The sequence below is a fragment of the Pantoea sp. GCM10028869 genome, assembly GCF_042666835.1.
In the GTDB taxonomy this organism is placed as follows: Bacteria; Pseudomonadota; Gammaproteobacteria; order Enterobacterales; family Enterobacteriaceae; genus Pantoea; species Pantoea leporis.
In genome coordinates, this window is the sequence record NZ_JBHTGO010000009.1 from 34,217 (window position 1) to 50,551 (window position 16,335).

The 16,335-nt window shown below is 56.9% G+C and carries 14 protein-coding genes; 3 read left to right on the top strand and 11 right to left on the bottom strand.

Features of this window, described 5'->3' with window-relative positions:
• Positions 1-42: 42 nt before the first annotated feature.
• The 9 genes from recC to rppH all read right to left on the bottom strand — a co-directional run bounded on the left by recC (position 43) and on the right by rppH (position 9,918).
• Positions 43-3,423, bottom strand: a complete 3,381-nt coding sequence (recC, locus tag ACFQW4_RS19960; RefSeq protein ID WP_377726944.1) for an exodeoxyribonuclease V subunit gamma — start codon at positions 3,421-3,423, stop codon at positions 43-45.
• A gap of 69 nt (positions 3,424-3,492) precedes the next feature.
• On the bottom strand, positions 3,493-3,834 hold the full coding sequence (locus ACFQW4_RS19965; RefSeq protein WP_110867962.1) for a prepilin-type N-terminal cleavage/methylation domain-containing protein: 342 nt from the start codon (positions 3,832-3,834) through the stop codon (positions 3,493-3,495).
• Positions 3,767-4,189 (bottom strand): DUF2509 family protein, encoded by a 423-nt coding sequence (locus ACFQW4_RS19970; RefSeq protein WP_110867963.1) that lies wholly within the window; start codon positions 4,187-4,189, stop codon positions 3,767-3,769. The genes ACFQW4_RS19965 and ACFQW4_RS19970 overlap by 68 nt, the downstream gene beginning before the upstream one ends.
• Positions 4,186-4,725, bottom strand: a complete 540-nt coding sequence (locus ACFQW4_RS19975) for a prepilin peptidase-dependent protein (RefSeq protein WP_210081685.1) — start codon at positions 4,723-4,725, stop codon at positions 4,186-4,188. Before ACFQW4_RS19975 ends, ACFQW4_RS19970 begins: the two co-directional genes overlap by 4 nt.
• A complete protein-coding gene (locus ACFQW4_RS19980; protein WP_101762023.1) occupies positions 4,716-5,186 on the bottom strand; it encodes a prepilin-type N-terminal cleavage/methylation domain-containing protein in 471 nt (156 codons plus the stop codon). The genes ACFQW4_RS19975 and ACFQW4_RS19980 overlap by 10 nt, the downstream gene beginning before the upstream one ends.
• Before the next feature lie 177 nt (positions 5,187-5,363).
• The gene (thyA, locus tag ACFQW4_RS19985) at positions 5,364-6,158 is read right to left on the bottom strand and encodes a thymidylate synthase (protein WP_377726949.1); all 795 of its coding nucleotides are present in this window, start codon (positions 6,156-6,158) and stop codon (positions 5,364-5,366) included.
• Positions 6,155-7,036 carry a prolipoprotein diacylglyceryl transferase gene (lgt, locus tag ACFQW4_RS19990; RefSeq protein WP_008109262.1) on the bottom strand — a complete coding sequence of 294 codons (882 nt, stop codon included), beginning with the start codon at positions 7,034-7,036 and terminating at the stop codon, positions 6,155-6,157. The genes thyA and lgt overlap by 4 nt, the downstream gene beginning before the upstream one ends.
• Before the next feature lie 95 nt (positions 7,037-7,131).
• Positions 7,132-9,378 (bottom strand): phosphoenolpyruvate--protein phosphotransferase, encoded by a 2,247-nt coding sequence (ptsP, locus tag ACFQW4_RS19995; RefSeq protein ID WP_008109260.1) that lies wholly within the window; start codon positions 9,376-9,378, stop codon positions 7,132-7,134.
• Positions 9,379-9,390: 12 nt separating this feature from the next.
• A complete protein-coding gene (gene rppH / locus ACFQW4_RS20000; RefSeq protein ID WP_007890933.1) occupies positions 9,391-9,918 on the bottom strand; it encodes an RNA pyrophosphohydrolase in 528 nt (175 codons plus the stop codon).
• A 682-nt stretch (positions 9,919-10,600) separates the two neighbouring features.
• On the opposite strand from rppH, the gene mutH reads away from it, so the two are divergent.
• From mutH to ACFQW4_RS20015, 3 genes are all read left to right on the top strand, one after another.
• The gene (gene mutH / locus ACFQW4_RS20005; RefSeq protein WP_110867967.1) at positions 10,601-11,287 is read left to right on the top strand and encodes a DNA mismatch repair endonuclease MutH; all 687 of its coding nucleotides are present in this window, start codon (positions 10,601-10,603) and stop codon (positions 11,285-11,287) included.
• Between the two features lie 104 nt (positions 11,288-11,391).
• Positions 11,392-11,610 (top strand): YgdI/YgdR family lipoprotein, encoded by a 219-nt coding sequence (locus tag ACFQW4_RS20010; RefSeq protein ID WP_101761992.1) that lies wholly within the window; start codon positions 11,392-11,394, stop codon positions 11,608-11,610.
• A gap of 144 nt (positions 11,611-11,754) precedes the next feature.
• Positions 11,755-12,795 carry an NADP(H)-dependent aldo-keto reductase gene (locus tag ACFQW4_RS20015; RefSeq protein ID WP_110867968.1) on the top strand — a complete coding sequence of 347 codons (1,041 nt, stop codon included), beginning with the start codon at positions 11,755-11,757 and terminating at the stop codon, positions 12,793-12,795.
• A gap of 119 nt (positions 12,796-12,914) precedes the next feature.
• On the opposite strand, the gene lplT is transcribed toward ACFQW4_RS20015, so the two are convergent.
• Complete coding sequence (gene lplT / locus ACFQW4_RS20020) at positions 12,915-14,105, bottom strand: lysophospholipid transporter LplT (RefSeq protein ID WP_110867969.1); 1,191 nt, start codon at positions 14,103-14,105, stop codon at positions 12,915-12,917.
• On the bottom strand, positions 14,102-16,252 hold the full coding sequence (gene aas, locus ACFQW4_RS20025; RefSeq protein ID WP_377726954.1) for a bifunctional acyl-ACP--phospholipid O-acyltransferase/long-chain-fatty-acid--ACP ligase: 2,151 nt from the start codon (positions 16,250-16,252) through the stop codon (positions 14,102-14,104). Before aas ends, lplT begins: the two co-directional genes overlap by 4 nt.
• Positions 16,253-16,335 lie beyond the last annotated feature (83 nt).

The following is a 16,335-nucleotide window of genomic DNA, read 5'->3' on the forward strand; positions in this document are numbered from 1 at the left end:
TATCGTGTCAGGAACAACCTCAAACGAGGCCGTATCCCCATGCTATTCATCATTCTGATGCGCCAGGCGCACCGGCAAATACCATTGGCGTGCGGCGGCAGTAATCGCCTGCACGGCATCATCGTCCAAAGACCGACTCAGGCGTTGCAGATAGGGATCACTGCCCTCGCCTTCCACCTGGAAACCACCCTGCCAGGCTTGCAGCAATTTGTTAAGTGCCTTTTTCTGCGTGGCTTCGTCTTCCAGCAACTGCTGCGACTTGCTATCAAAGCTGGCTTCCAGCCAGGCTCCGCCGGATTTATTCAGCAGCATCAGCGGCTCGACTAATCCGGCCTGGTAACCCGCAACATACGCATGCAGAAGCGATAGCGCCTGTTCAGCAGGCAGCGCCGCGAAGCGCCAGTGACTCTGTTTACGGCCGTACATGCGGCTTTCACCGCTGCCGCCCAACGCGCAATACACCAGATGTTCAAGCCATAGCAGCAGACCATCATTCATGTTCAGCACGCCCGGACGCCAGCGCAGCAGGCCATCAGCTTGCACCTGCGTCAGCCAGCCGGTCAATTGCACTGCGCCGATCGTCAGATTGATTTCCCAACTTTCAGCGGGCTGGCGTTGACCACTCACCTCGGCGGCCACTTCCTGCATCTCTTCGGTCTGGCTCTGCCAGAAAAGTTCCCCGAACGCGCCATAAGGCAGATTGCCAGCGGCGCGGTGACGCGCATACAGCTGCGCCGGATCGTCACCGTTGACCAGCGTATTCAGCAATTGGGCGTTGATTTGGTAGCGTTCCAGGCTGTCAGGCGCGAACGGTTCGCTGTCGGGCAGCTCGCTCTCTTCCATCCAGAAAGCCACCCCCAAGCGCTGCTGGAACCAGGCGCGCACCGGATGGCGCCAGAAACGCAGCAGTTGCTCCAGCGACAAGGTTTCTATCGGTGCAGGCAGCAAGGGCTGCACAAAATCCGGCTGTGCCACGCCGCTGCCGGTGGCTGCGGGCAACCACTCCGCAGCAAAGCTTTGCCCGTGAGCGCCCGGCTGGAAGTTCTCTGCGGCAAACGGCATGCGGCTATGCAGCTTTTGCAGATGTTCACGCACGCGCTGCTCGCTGATATCAGGTTCGAGCGCTTCATCACCCGGCAGACGGAAGCTCTGCCCCAGGTAATCCACCAGCTCGCTCACTAATACCGATGGATAGCGCTCCGTGTTGTCCTGAATCGCCCGGCCGATGTAACTGATATAGAGCTGCTGCTGCGCCGAAATCAGCGCTTCGAGGAACAGATAGCGGTCATCATCGCGGCGGCTACGGTCGCCTTTGCGCATCTGTTGCTGCATCAGGTCGAAACCCAGCGGCGCTAAAGTGCGCGGATAGACGCCATCGTTCATGCCCAGCAAACACACCACTTTGAAGGGAATTGAACGCATCGGCATCAGCGTACAGAAGTTGATGGGACCGGCGAGGAAACGCTGGCTGATACGCTGTTGATCGAGGCGTGAACGCAGCTCATCACGCAGCAGCGTAACCGGAATCGGCTGTTGATACGCCGCCTGCATGCCCTGCTCGATAATCTGTTTCCACTGCGTTTCCACCAGCAGCAGCGCGGCTTCACTTTCGGCGTCTCCGCTAAAGAAGCACTCAATCAGCTCACGACACAGCGGCTGCCACTCCGCTAACGTGCGCTCTTCTGCCAGACGCGCACGCCACTCTTCGAGTCGCGATAGCAGTTCCGCCAGATGCCCCGCCAGCTCAGCGATCAAACCGCTGGATTCGTCATACGGCAGGATCCCTTGCCAGTCGCCGTTGCGGCTCTCCAGCGCATAGCCGAGCAGCATACGCTGCAGGCCGAAGCGCCAGGTGTGTTGTCCGGTTACCGGCAGCGCCAGCGCTTCCACGCTGGCATCGTCCAGTCCCCAGCGAATGCCGGATTCCATCACCCAGCGGCGCAGCAGGCGCAGCCCGCTTTCATCCACCGAGAAGCGCTGCGCTAATGCGGGAACCTCAAGCAGCGCCAGCACATCTTCGGAGGCAAAGCGACTTTCAGGCAGAGACAGCAAGCTGAGCAGCGCCAGAATTGCCGGGTGCGCCTGACTGGCGCGGCGGTCGGAGATGGCGAACGGCAAATAGCGTTCGTTCGGCGCGCTGGCAAAAGCGGCCTGAATAAAAGGGGCGTAGCTGTCGATATCCGCCACCATCACGATGATGTCGCGTGGTTTGAGTTCGGGATCTTCTTCCATCAGCGTGAGCAGATGATCCTGCAGCACTTCAACTTCACGCTGGGCGCTGTGGCACACCTGCAGCGTGATTGAGCGATCTTCAGGGTCAAGCAGGCGTTTTTCGGCGCTGTTCGCCAGCTCACCGGCGTTGAGGCCAATGACCGCTTTATCGTCCAGATTGAGCAGATCCGCTTGCAAGCTGTGCAGCAGATTGTCTTGAGGCACCTCGACGAAAGCATCAATGTCGTTGGCGGCGGATTCCATCTGGCTCAGCAGAAACAGGTTATCGCGCCCCAGCTTGCCCCATGACGCCAGCAGCGGATTGGTCAACTGCTGCTCGCCGATATCGTTAAACAATGCTGACGCGCTAGCCGGATCGCGGAACAGCGGCTGCAGCTCATCCGATTGGATGCGGCGGCGCTGGCGGCTTTGCAGCTTCGCCAAAAAGGCATAATCCTGAATGTCGCCCCAATAGTGACGGCAGGGATTGGTGAACAGCAGATGGATATCAATGTGACGGCCCAGCGCTTCCAACGCCTGCAAATAAACCGGCGGCAGCGCGGAGATACCGCAAATAAACACGCGCTGCGGCAAGCCCGGCGGCGGCATTTGCGCCTGTTCCAGCTTTTGGATAAAGCGCGCATAGAGGTTGGCGCGATGCCACATCGGTTGACCCAGGCTTTCGGTAAAGTTAACCAGATCGCACCACAGCAGCGCCTGCCACTGCTGCGATTCGCCTAAGCCATCAATCCGTTCACCGCGCTCCCAGCTGTTGAGCCAGTCCGAGCGATACACCAGATATTGGTCAAACAGATCGGCAACACGGGCGCTGAGCTGATACAGCTTGCGCTTATCGTCGTCATCATTGAGGTAGTGACGCAGCGGCTGGAAAGCGTCCTGCTCCAGCAAAGTTGGCAAGCGATGCATCAGCTTCCAGCTCATGCTGGCCTTGGTGAAGGCGCTCTCTTCAGGAATATCGGGCAGCACCTTAACGAACATGTTCCAGATGAAGCTCGCAGGCAGCGGGAAATCAATGTTGGCGGCAATGCCGAAACTGTTAGCCAGTTCCATTTGCAGCCACTGCGCCATGCCTGGGCTTTGTACCAGCACCTGTTCAGCCGCCAGCGGATCGGTCAGCGGTTGATTTTCAATCAGAATACCTGCCAGATTTTTCAACAGATCAAGCTGATTAGAGTGATAGACCCGGAACATATTTCTCCTAAACACAAGACAACAACGCAGCCGAGCCACTCTACCGTTTATCACCTGCGATGCCTACCGCTAGTGGCAATTGAGCTGCGCCAGTGAGGCGGAACGCTGCTGTGGCCCCGTGACCGTGACGCGCTCCAGCGTGCAGCCGCCCGCCAGGCTCTGCTGCTGGCGCTGACTCTGCCATCCCTCAACGTCACGGCCAAGCAACGCCTGACCGGCAACGCGCCACGCCTGACGCTGCTGCCACTGCTGGCTAAACCCCAGCGCCAGCGCGCGATGATATTGCAGTAATGTGCTGATGGTCATCGCCAGCAACAGCATCGCCACCAGCGTTTCCGCCAGGCTAAAGCCCTGCTGCTTCTGGCTGGCACAGCGCCGGCTGCGACAGCGGGCAGTAATCGATCCAGCCATGCGCTTGCGGCTGGGGTTGCGTGTTGGGGATGGATACCCAACGATAGAGCCACAGCGCGCGCCCTTCTCCATGTCCCGATAACAACGCATTGTCATCCTCCATTCGTAGCAGGCAGCTTTGCCACTGTTCTGCTGTCCATTGCTGACATTGCCAGCCGGTGGCCTGCGGCCAGTTTTGCACGCTGCCCCACGTTAACGCCGCCTGCGCCTGCCAGAAATCCTGACTGTGCAGCTGCTCATCAGCCACTAACACCATGCCTTGCGAGAGCTGCGTTCGCGTGGCGTGTAGCGTCAATCCGCCCATCAGTAACATCATCAGCACCATGCCCAGCGTGCTATTGCCGCGCTGCTTCACAGATTGATTCCTTCTATCCAGCTTGCCAGCTCTACGCTTTGGCTGTTGGCGTGTCCCGCCAGTTGCAGCACCAGACGCGATCCCTGCCGTTCAAGCTTGAAGGTATCGATGGTGAGAAACGCCGGATCGGAGAGTTTCTCCCAGCCGCTGCTGTTGCACTCATCCACGCCACGCTGCATTTCAAGCTGTCCGCTGCGCAGCCGATAGCCGTAATAGTCACTTTCGCTGTGGCCCACGCCTTCCCAGCGCCCGTTGCTGTTCTCATCCCAGCGCAGTAAAACGCAGCTGCCGCTGGCGGCAATCGTTAGCGCCGAACCGCTGCACTGGCCGTGGCAATAGCCGGCTCGGCGCAGCGCTTTTTGCAGCGTATTGGCGATCTGCTGCAGCTCCTGCTGTAACTGCACGCGCTGTTGCAGACGCAGATTCTGCTCCAGCAGCAGCGGTAAAAATCGTCCGACGCTGATCATCAGTACCGCGCCAATCGCCATGGCAATCAGCATCTCCAGCAGGCTGAATCCGCGTTGCGCTATTCGCATCCTTTCTCTCCCGGCTGACAGGCACGGATGCGCGCTCTGGCGGAGATAATTAAGCGCCAGCGTCCCGCCGCACTGGCGAGATCGATGCTGCCAGGACGCGCGACATCACGCCGACCGTAAAAACCGACGTCACCATTGATGCCGACAAGGCGCACGCTGTCGTGCGGCGGTTTAAATAACCAGCGCGAGGGCAGTGCGCAGCCCTCTGCAGGTTTAGGTCCCGCCCCAAGACAGCCGTTTTCACCGCTCTGTACCCACAGCGTGAGATCGCGGTTGTGCCAGTTAGCATGGGCGCGCAAACGCAGCAGAAATCCCTGCAGTTGCAGTACGCTGTCGCGCAGCTGTTGATATTGCTGCCAGCGCTGCCAACCTTGCAGCGCGCCGACGCTAAGTATGCCGGCGATCACCATCACCAATAACAGTTCGGGCAAAGTGAAGCCGTGGTTAACGTTTCTGTTCATGGCGGCTAATGTGCCCAGCAACATGACGTTCAACAAGGGGGAGAAATCGACGTTGGGAAACGTTGCGCAGGAAATCGAGGAGAGGTGCAGAGAGGTACAGCATTTTGTGAGACAGATTCAGGATTGTGGTGCGATATGGGCGTGGTCGCCATGAATGGCGACCTTGCGGGAGTGGCGTTAAATGGCGACGGGCGCTTTAATGGCTGGATGCGGATCGTAGCCTTCAATCTCGAAATCATCGAACTGATAATCGAAGATAGAAGCCGGTTTACGCTTGATTACCAGCTTCGGTAACGGGCGCGGCTCACGCGTTAATTGCAGGCGCGCCTGCTCTAAATGGTTGCTGTACAGATGCGTATCGCCACCGGTCCAGACAAAATCGCCCACTTCAAGATCGCACTGCTGCGCCACCATATGCACCAGCAGCGCATAGCTGGCGATGTTGAATGGCAGCCCCAGGAAGATATCGCACGAGCGCTGATAGAGCTGGCAAGAGAGCTTGCCGTTGGCCACGTAGAACTGGAAGAAGGCGTGGCAAGGCGCCAGAGCCATGTGATCCAGCTCGCCCACGTTCCATGCCGAGACAATGATGCGACGCGAATCGGGGTCACGCTTCAGCTGCTCAATCACTTTACCGATTTGATCAATCTCTTCACCCGAGGCGCTGCCCCAGCTGCGCCACTGCTTGCCGTAGACCGGGCCAAGATCGCCGTTCTCATCGGCCCATTCGTCCCAGATGGTGACCTTGTTCTCTTTCAGGTAACCGATGTTGGTCTCACCTTTCAGGAACCACAACAGCTCATGAATGATCGAGCGCAGGTGCACTTTCTTGGTGGTGACCAGCGGAAAACCGTCCTGCAAACTGAAACGCATCTGGTGGCCAAAGATGGAGAGCGTGCCGGTGCCGGTACGGTCGGCCTTTTCTGCGCCTTCATTCAGCACATGTTGCATTAGGTCCAGATACTGTTTCATTTTACCTCACGAGTTTGTTGCTGCGGGCGACGACGATACGCCCAGATCATCATAATTACACCGGCCAGAATCATTGGGATCGACAGAATCTGCCCCATGCTGACGCCGCCTTCAAACAGACCAAGCTGCGCATCCGGCTGACGGAAGAACTCCACGATGATGCGGAATGCGCCGTAGCCGATCAGGAACAGGCCTGAAACGCTGCCCATGGGGCGCGGCTTGCGAATGAACAGGTTAAGAATGATGAACAGCACAATGCCTTCGAGGCACAGCTCATACAGCTGCGACGCGTGACGCGGCAGCACGCCGTAGGTGTTCAACAATTCCTGGTACTGCGGATTATTGGCCGCCAGCGCGATATCTTCGCTGCGTGAACCGGGGAACAACATCGCGTATTTGAAATCAGGCGCCACGCGGCCCCACAGTTCGCCGTTGATGAAGTTACCGAGACGACCGGCCCCCAAACCAAACGGGATCAGCGGTGCAATGAAATCCGCTACCTGGAAGAACGTGCGCTTGGTACGGCGTGCGAAAATCAGCATCACCACAATCACACCAATCAGGCCGCCGTGGAACGACATGCCGCCATCCCAGACCTTAAACAGATACAGCGGATTCTCAAGGAACAACGGCAGGTTGTAGAACAACACATAGCCGATACGTCCACCGAGGAATACGCCGAGGAAGCCCGCATACAGCAGGTTTTCCACTTCCTCTTTTTTCCAGCCGCTGCCAGGTTTGTTGGCGCGTCGCGTCGCCAGCCACATAGCAAATACAAAGCCCACCAGATACATCAAGCCGTACCAGTGGAGCGAAACCGGTCCGATAGAGAAAATTACCGGATCGAATTGGGGAAACGAAATGTAGCCGTCAGTCATCTTTCACCATCATTTTTCTGCCCTGAAACGGGACAATAAAAGGCTGCGCATGATAGCACAGCCACTTTTTTTTACAGGTCGTGAAGTTGTAACCGTTAACGCCCGCCGCGAATCAAACCGCCTAAACCACGGCGCTCCATAAAGGTGGAGACCAGATGACGCACTTCCGAGGCAGTATGCGCGGCCAGTCCATGCTCGCTGAGCTTCTGTGCCTCTTCAAAATCGAGATGGCGCAGCAGATATTTCACCCGCGGCACGTTCTTGCCGTTCATGCTGAGATGGTGATATCCCATGCCCACTAACAGCGCGACACACATTGGATCGCCAGCCATTTCACCACACAAACAGAGCTCTAGCTTGGCCTGGCGGGCTTCGCTGGCAATAGTGTGCAGCGCCCGCAGCATCGCCGGATGCAGCGAATCATAAAGGTTCGCCACGCGCGTGTTGTTGCGATCAACCGCCAGCAGATATTGCGTCAAATCGTTGGTGCCAACCGAGACAAAATCGACGCGATCCGCCAGATGCGGGATCATAAACAACATCGACGGCACTTCAATCATGATGCCAATGCGCGGCTTGGGAATCACATAGCCGAGCATCTCTTCCACTTCGCGGCCAGCGCGATCAATCAGACGACGCGCATCATCGATCTCATCGATATGGCTGATCATCGGCAGCAGAATGCTCAGGTTGCCGGACGCCACGTTGGCACGCAGCATGGCGCGCACCTGCACCAGGAAGATTTCCGGCTGATCGAGCGTTAAGCGAATGCCACGCCAGCCAAGGCACGGATTCTCTTCGCTGATCGGCATGTACGGCAGCTGTTTATCCGCGCCGACATCCAGCGTACGCAGCGTCACCGGTTTGTCGTAGAACAGCTGCAGCATGCCCTGATACTGCGCCACCTGCTCCTCTTCGGACGGGAAGCCGTTGTGCAGCATGAACGGAATTTCGGTGCGGTACAGACCGATGCCATCCACCCAGTTATCGAGCGCCTGCTCGTGTTCCGGGCTGAGGCCGGCATTCAGCATCACCTGAATGCGCTCACCGCTTTTCAGCTCGCCGGGCTGCTCGACCACGCCTTCGGCCATTTTGCTCAGCGCGTTCTCTTCGCTGATTAAACGCTGATACTCCTGCACCAGCACCGGTTCCGGATCGATCAGCACTTCGCCGCGATAACCATCAACAATCAGCAAGCGTTTGTTGAGCTGCGCCGGCAGAATATCCGCGCCCATCACGGTTGGAATGCCCATCGCGCGCGTCAAAATCGCCGCATGCGAGTTGGCGGCACCGTCGCGCACCACCACGCCCGCCAGACGCTCCTGCGGCAATTCAGCCAGCGTGGTTGCAGTGAGTTCATCCGCGACTAACACGAAGCGTTCCGGCCAGGCATTGGTGCCGACCAGCGAATCATCGAGGTGGAACAGCAGACGTTGACCAAGCACGCGTAGATCGCCAGCGCGCTCGCGTAAATATTGATCCTGCAAATTGGCGAACTGCTCGGCGAACTTCTCGATCACCGTTTTAACCGCCCACTCCGCTACCGATCCGCGCTCGATCTCATCAAACAGATCCTTTTTCAGCCGCGCATCGGTAAGCAGGTGCGAATAGAGATCGAAGATCGCCGCGCTCTCTTTCTGCACGCTGGCAGCAAAGCGTTTACTGAAGCGGCGGAATTCGTTGCCGGCCTCGCCCATCGCCAGCACCAGACGCTCGCGTTCGCGCTGCACGTCAAGCGTGGACGCAGCGGAAACCTGATCGAGCAGCGGCTGGGTTTCATCCACCCAACCCGGCGCGACCGCCACGCCCGGCGCAGCGGCAATCGCTTTTACCCGCGTCTGACGGAATTGACCAAACAGTTGACCGAGCTGCGACTGCGACAGCAATCCCGCCATTTGCGTGGCGAGCGTGACGAGGAATGACTCTTCGCTTTCATCAAACTGACGGTGTTCGCGCTGCTGGATAACCAACACGCCAAGCAGCTGGCGGCGGCTGATAATCGGCACGCCGAGGAAGGAGCGATAACGCTCCTCTTTAACGGAAGGAATGTATTTGAAGCTGGGATGGCTCTGCGCGTCGGCGAGGTTGATCGGCTCGGCTAAGCGTCCAACGAGGCCAACAATGCCTTCGTCAAACGCCAGCGTGACCGTACGACCACGCGGCTTTTTTAGCCCGCGAGTCGCCATCAGGTAGTAGCAACGACGATCGTGATCGGCGAGATAAACCGAGCAAACCTCGGTTTCCATCGCAAGGCAAATTTCATTTACCAGAATGTCGAGTGCTTCATTCAGACGTGGAGCACTCGCCACTTTCTCTACTATTTCGCGTAACTGAGTGAGCATAAAGGGCGTGGCCTATCCTCTTTTACGTCGTTGGGCGGCATTATTACGCTGCCCCGCACTCTCCTGCATAGACATCACTACGCCCGCGAATTCTTTCATCACGCGGCGATACACATCGCGCTTGAAAGAGACCACCTGACGTACCGGATACCAGAAGCTAACCCAGCGCCAACCATCAAACTCGGGCGTGCTGCTGTGCTGCACATTGATTTCCGCGTCACTGCACATCAACTGCAGAAGAAACCACTTTTGTTTCTGGCCGATACACACCGGCTTTGTGTCCCAACGCACCAAACGTTTTGGCAACTTGTAGCGTAACCAGTTTCGGGTTGAAGCAAGTATTCGAACATCTTTGCGGTGTAAACCCACTTCTTCGAACAGCTCGCGATACATCGCCTGTTCAGCAGTTTCACCCGGATTGATGCCTCCCTGAGGAAATTGCCAGGAGTGCTGTCCAAAGCGCCTGGCCCACAACACTTGTCCTTGCCTGTTACAGATTACGATACCAACATTCGGGCGGTAGCCATCATCATCGATCACTGGACTACCTCAAAGCTAAATTTGAATAGCCTGATTGTTTCACACTCCTTACAGGCGGTAAACCACTGGATAGCGGGCCGCAGGCGGAATAAAAACAGGATAACTCACAGAGATTAGCCAAGTTATAAACAGATGCCCCCATTTATCGGCGATCTTATTCACCTTTTCTGTGGATAGCTTTGTGCAGAACACGGGAATGAATTGAATAACCCCTTCGGATAAATCTCATCACCCAACATAGCAACACTAAAAAAAATCATAATATTCATTGAGATATAACTTATTAACCGTTAAATCGTTACCAGGATCCGTAGTTATACTCCGCTCAGTTTTTTCGATCGGTTAAAGATCCATCACCGACGTTTTTATCCACAGAGAATGCCCTAAACCTGGTCAAAGAAAGGAAAAAAAGCGTTCAAAACGCGAAAGTCAAGGCTGTAAATGGAAACAGGGGTATGCCCAAAAGGGTGTTACCCCACTTTTCTGTGGATAACCAGGTTCAACACCTGTTCATTGTCGATAACAAGCTGGGATAACCGGGCCATATCACTGGATCGTCCCATTCTATTGAAATAAAAAAGCATGCTGAATCATGCTATTATCACCTTTATTCAACTAACTGCCATGTGGACAAACCCGGCTCGCGTTTACTGTTCACTCTTTAACCAATGTAGGTTTTAGCATGCACTTCTCACCGTTATTGCCATCGCCACCTGAAAACGAAGCGGAATTACTGCAGCGCGCACAGCAGCTGGCGGGACAGACCTTTGCCGCGCTGGCGGCGCAGATTAACCTGCCGATTCCGGCAGATTTGAAACGCGATAAAGGCTGGGTTGGCATGCTGTTAGAGCTGCATTTGGGTGCCAGCGCTGGCAGCAAAGCCGAGCAGGATTTCGCCCATCTCGGCATTGAGCTGAAAACGATTCCGGTAGATGCGCAGGGCAAACCGCTGGAAACCACCTTCGTGTGCGTCGCGCCGTTAACCGGCAATAGCGGCGTAACCTGGCAAACCAGCCATGTGCGGCACAAACTGGCGCGGGTGCTGTGGATCCCGATCGAAGGCGATCGTGCTTTGCCGCTGGCCGAACGCCGCGTCGGTTCGCCGCTGCTGTGGCATCCGAGTGCAGAAGAGGAGCAACAGCTGCGCGAAGACTGGGAAGAGTTGATGGATATGATTGTGCTCGGTCAGGTGGAGCGCATCACCGCACGTCACGGTGCCTGGCTGCAAATCCGCCCTAAAGCCGCCAACAGCAAAGCGTTGACCGAAGCGATTGGCGAACACGGCGAGCCAATCATGACGCTGCCGCGCGGCTTTTATCTGAAGAAAAGCTTCACCGGTCCGCTTTTGGCGCGACATTTTTTACTGTAAATGCATATTGCTGCCGATAATTTTAGGAATGATGCGATTACTCCTAACGACGAAAGCATTTATTACTACACTTTTGCTGTTGAAGTCGCGAGAAGGAGATAAGAATGAAAGGGTTGGTGAGTGCAGTAGGTTTAACCTTGGTGACGCTGTTATTGAGTGGTTGTAGCAGTGATTACGTCATGGCGACCAAAGATGGCCGCATGATCATGACAGATGGCAAACCCGCCATCGACAAAGAGACCGGATTGGTACAGTACACCGATGAGCAAGGCCATCAGATGCAGATCAATGGTGACGAGGTTTCAACCATCATTGAGCGTTAAGTGCCAAATTGCCCTGCCTGCACGCGTTTTCCCCTTGTGCAGGCGATTTCCCGAACTTTCCCCTCTTCCTTCCGCGCCGCTTCACACGCTATAGTCCCAAAGGACACAACATTCCCTTTCATAATGAAAAAAGGATGCCGGCACATGCACTATCACCGTATTCCCCATAGCACGCTGGAAGTGAGTCAGCTGGGGCTTGGAACCATGACGTTTGGTGAGCAGAACAGCGAAGCCGACGCCCACGCACAACTTGATTACGCGGTTAGCAGTGGCATCAACCTGATTGATACCGCAGAAATGTATCCGGTGCCGCCGCGCCCGGAAACCCAGGGATTAACCGAACAATACATTGGTAGCTGGCTGAAGAAGCGCGGCAGCCGTGACAAAATCATCCTCGCCAGCAAAGTAGCCGGCCCGGTACGCGGCGCGGATGCCTCGATTCGCCCGAACCAGGCGCTGGATCGCAAAAACATCCGCGAAGCGCTGGATGCCAGCCTGAAACGTCTGAACACCGATTATCTCGATCTCTATCAGCTGCACTGGCCGCAGCGTCAGACCAACTACTTCGGCAAGCTGGGTTATCAATACACCGATTCCAGCGTGCCGGTGACGCTGCTGGAGACGCTGGAAGCGCTGACCGAACAGGTGCGCGCCGGTAAGATTCGCTACATTGGCGTGTCGAACGAAACTGCGTGGGGCGTGATGCGTTATCTGCAGTTGGCTGAAAAGCATGAGCTGCCGCGTATCGTTACCATCCAGAACCCGTACAGCCTGCTGAACCGCAGCTTCGAGGTTGGTTTAGCGGAGATCAGCCAGCATGAAGGCGTCGAGTTGCTGGCGTATTCCAGCCTGGCGTTTGGTACGTTGAGTGGCAAATACCTGAACGGTGCCAAACCCGCCGGTGCGCGCAATACGCTGTTTAGTCGCTTTACCCGCTACAGCGGCGATCAGTCACAGCAGGCGATTGCAGCCTATGTTGCGCTGGCGCAGAAACACAATATGGATCCGTCGCAGATGGCGCTGGCGTATGTGCGTCAACAGCCGTTTGTCGCCAGCACCTTGCTGGGCGCCACCACGCTGGAGCAGCTGAAGATTAACGTTGAGAGTTTCAATCTGACGCTGAATGCCGAGGTGTTAGAGGAACTGGAAGCGATTCATCGCCAGTTTACCTATCCAGCGCCATAAATCGCACCACACCGTAGCGGCGCGATTTATCGCGCGCTTTAAAAACGCCGCACATTTTTCCACTTGTGCGGCATTCGCCATTGCGCAATACATTGCCCCGCTACGACGCTATGCTTTTGTTACTTCCGCGCTTTCCACCACAACACCGCAATCGCCACGGCGAAAATCGCGCCGAATCCGACGCCGGTCGCCACCGCAGGCGCGCCCAGCTTAATCGCCACGGTATACAATCCCAGCATTAGTAACATCGCGGTATTCTCACCGAGATTTTGCACCGCAATCGCGTTGCCCGAACCCACGGACGCCTTGCCACGCTCCTGCAGCAGCGCATTGAGCGGTACCACGAAGAAACCACCCAGCGCACCAATCAGCATCAAAACCAGATAGGCATTGAGCAAGCTGGTTTGCAACGCGAACACCACCACCATCACGCCAATCAGCACACCGGCTGGCATGCAGCGACGCACGGTTTGCAGCGTCACCAACTTCGCCGCTGCTGCCGCGCCAATCACGATGCCAATCGCCACCATGGCATTCAGCGTGGTCGGGGTTTTGTTATCGCTGATGCCGAGCGCCACCGGCACCCACAGCACCAGCAGGAAACGCAGCGTCACGCCCGCGCCCCAGAACAAGCTGGTGCCGAGCAGCGAGAAGCGCGTTTCGCCATTGCGCCACAGCAGCTTAGTGGCCGCGATGAAACTGCGCAGCATGGCGCCAAAATGCCAGCTCTGACCGGGACGCGCTGCCGTCAGACGCGGAATAAAGATGTTCGCCACCACCGCCATCGCATAGGTCATGGCACACACCACCAGCGCGGCGACCAGGTTCCAGTCCGCCAGAATACCGCCCGCCACCGAACCCAGCAGAATCGCCGCAATGGTCGAACCTTCCATTAAGCCGTTGGCTTTGACCAGGCGTTCACCGCTGGTAATCTCCGTCAGGATGCCGTACTTGGCTGGCGAATAGGATGCCGCGCCAATCCCCACCAGCGTATAGCCGAGGAACGGATTGAAGCCGAAACAGATAACCAGCGCGCCGAGCAGCTTAAGACTGTTGGCGAACATCATTACCCGACCTTTGGCAAAGCTATCCGCCATCTGCCCCACAAACGGCGCGAGCAGAATGTAAGTGGCCACAAACAGCATTTGCAGGATCGGCTGACTCCAGTCCGGATAGAACTGATTTTTCAGCACCGCCAGCGTCACAAACAACAGCGCGTTGTCGCCAAATGCCGAGAAGAACTGCGCCACAATCACCGCCAGCATGTTGCGCGATAACAGCGGTGCATCCTTATTTAACGCCTGGCTCATGCCTGCTCCTCTTCCGCCAGCTGCTTGAGGCTGACATAGTCCGGTTTGCCGCTGCCCAGCATCGGCAGCTGTTTCATCACGCGGATATCGCGCGGCACCGCCAGTTCCGGCGCGCCAATTTCACGCGCCGCTTTCAGCAGCGTGTCACGGCCCAACTCGCTGTCGGTAGTAAACAGCACCAAGGCCTCACCTCGATTACCGTCCGGACGCAGCGACGCCGCATGTTGCTTCTCGTTAGAGGCTTTCAGCGCAATATGCTCCACAATCTCCAGCGACACCATCTCACCGGCAATTTTGGCGAAGCGTTTCGCACGGCCCTGAATCTGGCAGAAACCGCCTTCATCAAAGCTGACGATATCGCCGGTGTCGTACCAGCCCGCTTCCATCTCGCCTTCGCCGTTATCGGCGACCGGGACTTCCAGCACGCCTGGATTTTCCACGCGCAGATACCCGTTCATTACGTTCGGACCGCGCAGCTGCAGGCGACCGCCCTGCTCAATGCCCGGCACCGAAATCAGACGCGAATCCATGCCCGGCAGAATGCGGCCCACGGTGTGATTTTTCGCCGCCATCGGCACGTTGATCGCCACCACCGGCGCGCACTCCGTCACGCCGTAGCCTTCGAGAATACGGATGCCGTATTTTTCCATGTAGATCTGACGCGTCGCTTCCTGCAGTTTCTCCGCGCCCGCCACCACATAGCGCAGACGCGCAAAATCGTACGGGCTGGCGAAACGCGCATAGTTGCCAAGGAAGGTTGAGGTACCAAACAGCACGGTGCAGTTACGGTCGTAAACCAGCTCCGGCACGATGCGGTAATGCAGCGGGCTCGGATAGAGAAACACCTGTGCGCCGGTCAGCAACGGGGTAAACAGGCCAACGGTTAAACCAAAAGCATGGAACAGCGGCAGCGCCGACATAAAGCGGTCGCGCGGGGTGAAATCCGCCACGGTACGAATCTGCTCAACGTTCGCCAGCAGACTTTTATGCGAGTGCACCACACCTTTGGGATGGCCTTCCGAACCGGAGGTAAACAGCACCATCGCCGCATCTTCCGGCTGCTGCGCCACTTGGGCACGGCGCGGCATCAGCAGATGCGCCACAATCCACAATTTGTCCTGCAGCGTAACGGTATCTTTCAGATCTTCCAGATAGATCCACTGCACTTCGCTGAGTCCCTGCGGCAAGTGCCACAGGTTGCCTTTTTCGAGGAACTGCCGCGAGGTAAACACGGTTTTCACCTGCGATGCGGTCAACGCCGCACGCATGCCATTCACGCCTGCGGTGTAGTTGAGCATCGCCGGAATGCGCCCGCGCAGCGAGGCACCGAGAATCGCCGCCGCTGTCACCGTGGCGTTCGGCAGCAGCAGACCGACGTATTCACCTTGCTGGCTGTAACGCTCCAGAATGCGGCCCACGCCAAGCGCTTTCTTCAGCAAACCGGTATAGCTATCCGGTTTGAAGTTGACGTCTTCGATGCACGGCTTCATCGCGCCATAACGCTGACGCGCATTCAGGAAAGCCTCGAACAGCGTCTCACGCGGACGCACTGCCATGCGGGCTTCCATCATCACATGATGCAGGTGCTCGCCCGCCAGCGTGCGGCGATCGCGCGCGCGTTTGGCTTCAGGCATTGGGATTACCGTTGGCGGCAGCACCGTTAAGGTGATGCGCGGGAACAGGCGCCGTTTAAACACGCCCGCCAGACGACCAAATGGCGTATATTCCGCGCCTTCGATACGCATCGGCACCACGGTGGCACCGGATTTCGCCGCCACAAAGCCGGCGCCGCTGTAGATCTTCATCAGCGATCCGGTCACGGTGATGCGCCCTTCGGGGAAGATCACCACCGGACGGCCCTGATTGATCATGCGCACCAGATGTTTGATCGACATCGGCTTGGTGGGATCGAGCGGAACGAAGTCGATGATCGGCTTCAGCAGGCGCATAAACCATTGATCGCTGATCGACGAATAGACCGCGAACACCGGTTTGATCGGCAGAAACAGCGCCAGTAATACCCCATCCAGAAACGACGTGTGATTGGGGGTGATCAGCACTTTCTCTTTATGCAGTGCCGTGAGGTCGCCGCGCAGTTCCACACGCCACAGCAGGCGGAACAGGAAACGGAAAAAAGTGAGTAGCATGCCAGCTCCTTAGCAATCATAAAAATGGCTCTTACGATGCAGGATCTGGGGATTTTCGACAAGTGGCGTAGTGATATTCGTGC

Excerpts from the sequence above, each read along its gene's own strand:
- recC (WP_377726944.1), bottom strand. The coding sequence starts at position 3,423 with ATGTTCCGGGTCTATCACTCTAATCAGCTTGATCTGTTGAAAAATCTG.
- ACFQW4_RS19965 (WP_110867962.1), bottom strand. The coding sequence starts at position 3,834 with ATGGCTGGATCGATTACTGCCCGCTGTCGCAGCCGGCGCTGTGCCAGC.
- ACFQW4_RS19975 (WP_210081685.1), bottom strand. The coding sequence starts at position 4,725 with ATGCGAATAGCGCAACGCGGATTCAGCCTGCTGGAGATGCTGATTGCC.
- ACFQW4_RS19980 (WP_101762023.1), bottom strand. The coding sequence starts at position 5,186 with ATGAACAGAAACGTTAACCACGGCTTCACTTTGCCCGAACTGTTATTG.
- thyA (WP_377726949.1), bottom strand. The coding sequence starts at position 6,158 with ATGAAACAGTATCTGGACCTAATGCAACATGTGCTGAATGAAGGCGCA.
- lgt (WP_008109262.1), bottom strand. The coding sequence starts at position 7,036 with ATGACTGACGGCTACATTTCGTTTCCCCAATTCGATCCGGTAATTTTC.
- ptsP (WP_008109260.1), bottom strand. The coding sequence starts at position 9,378 with ATGCTCACTCAGTTACGCGAAATAGTAGAGAAAGTGGCGAGTGCTCCA.
- mutH (WP_110867967.1), top strand. The coding sequence starts at position 10,601 with ATGCACTTCTCACCGTTATTGCCATCGCCACCTGAAAACGAAGCGGAA.
- ACFQW4_RS20010 (WP_101761992.1), top strand. The coding sequence starts at position 11,392 with ATGAAAGGGTTGGTGAGTGCAGTAGGTTTAACCTTGGTGACGCTGTTA.
- ACFQW4_RS20015 (WP_110867968.1), top strand. The coding sequence starts at position 11,755 with ATGCACTATCACCGTATTCCCCATAGCACGCTGGAAGTGAGTCAGCTG.
- lplT (WP_110867969.1), bottom strand. The coding sequence starts at position 14,105 with ATGAGCCAGGCGTTAAATAAGGATGCACCGCTGTTATCGCGCAACATG.
- aas (WP_377726954.1), bottom strand. The coding sequence starts at position 16,252 with ATGCTACTCACTTTTTTCCGTTTCCTGTTCCGCCTGCTGTGGCGTGTG.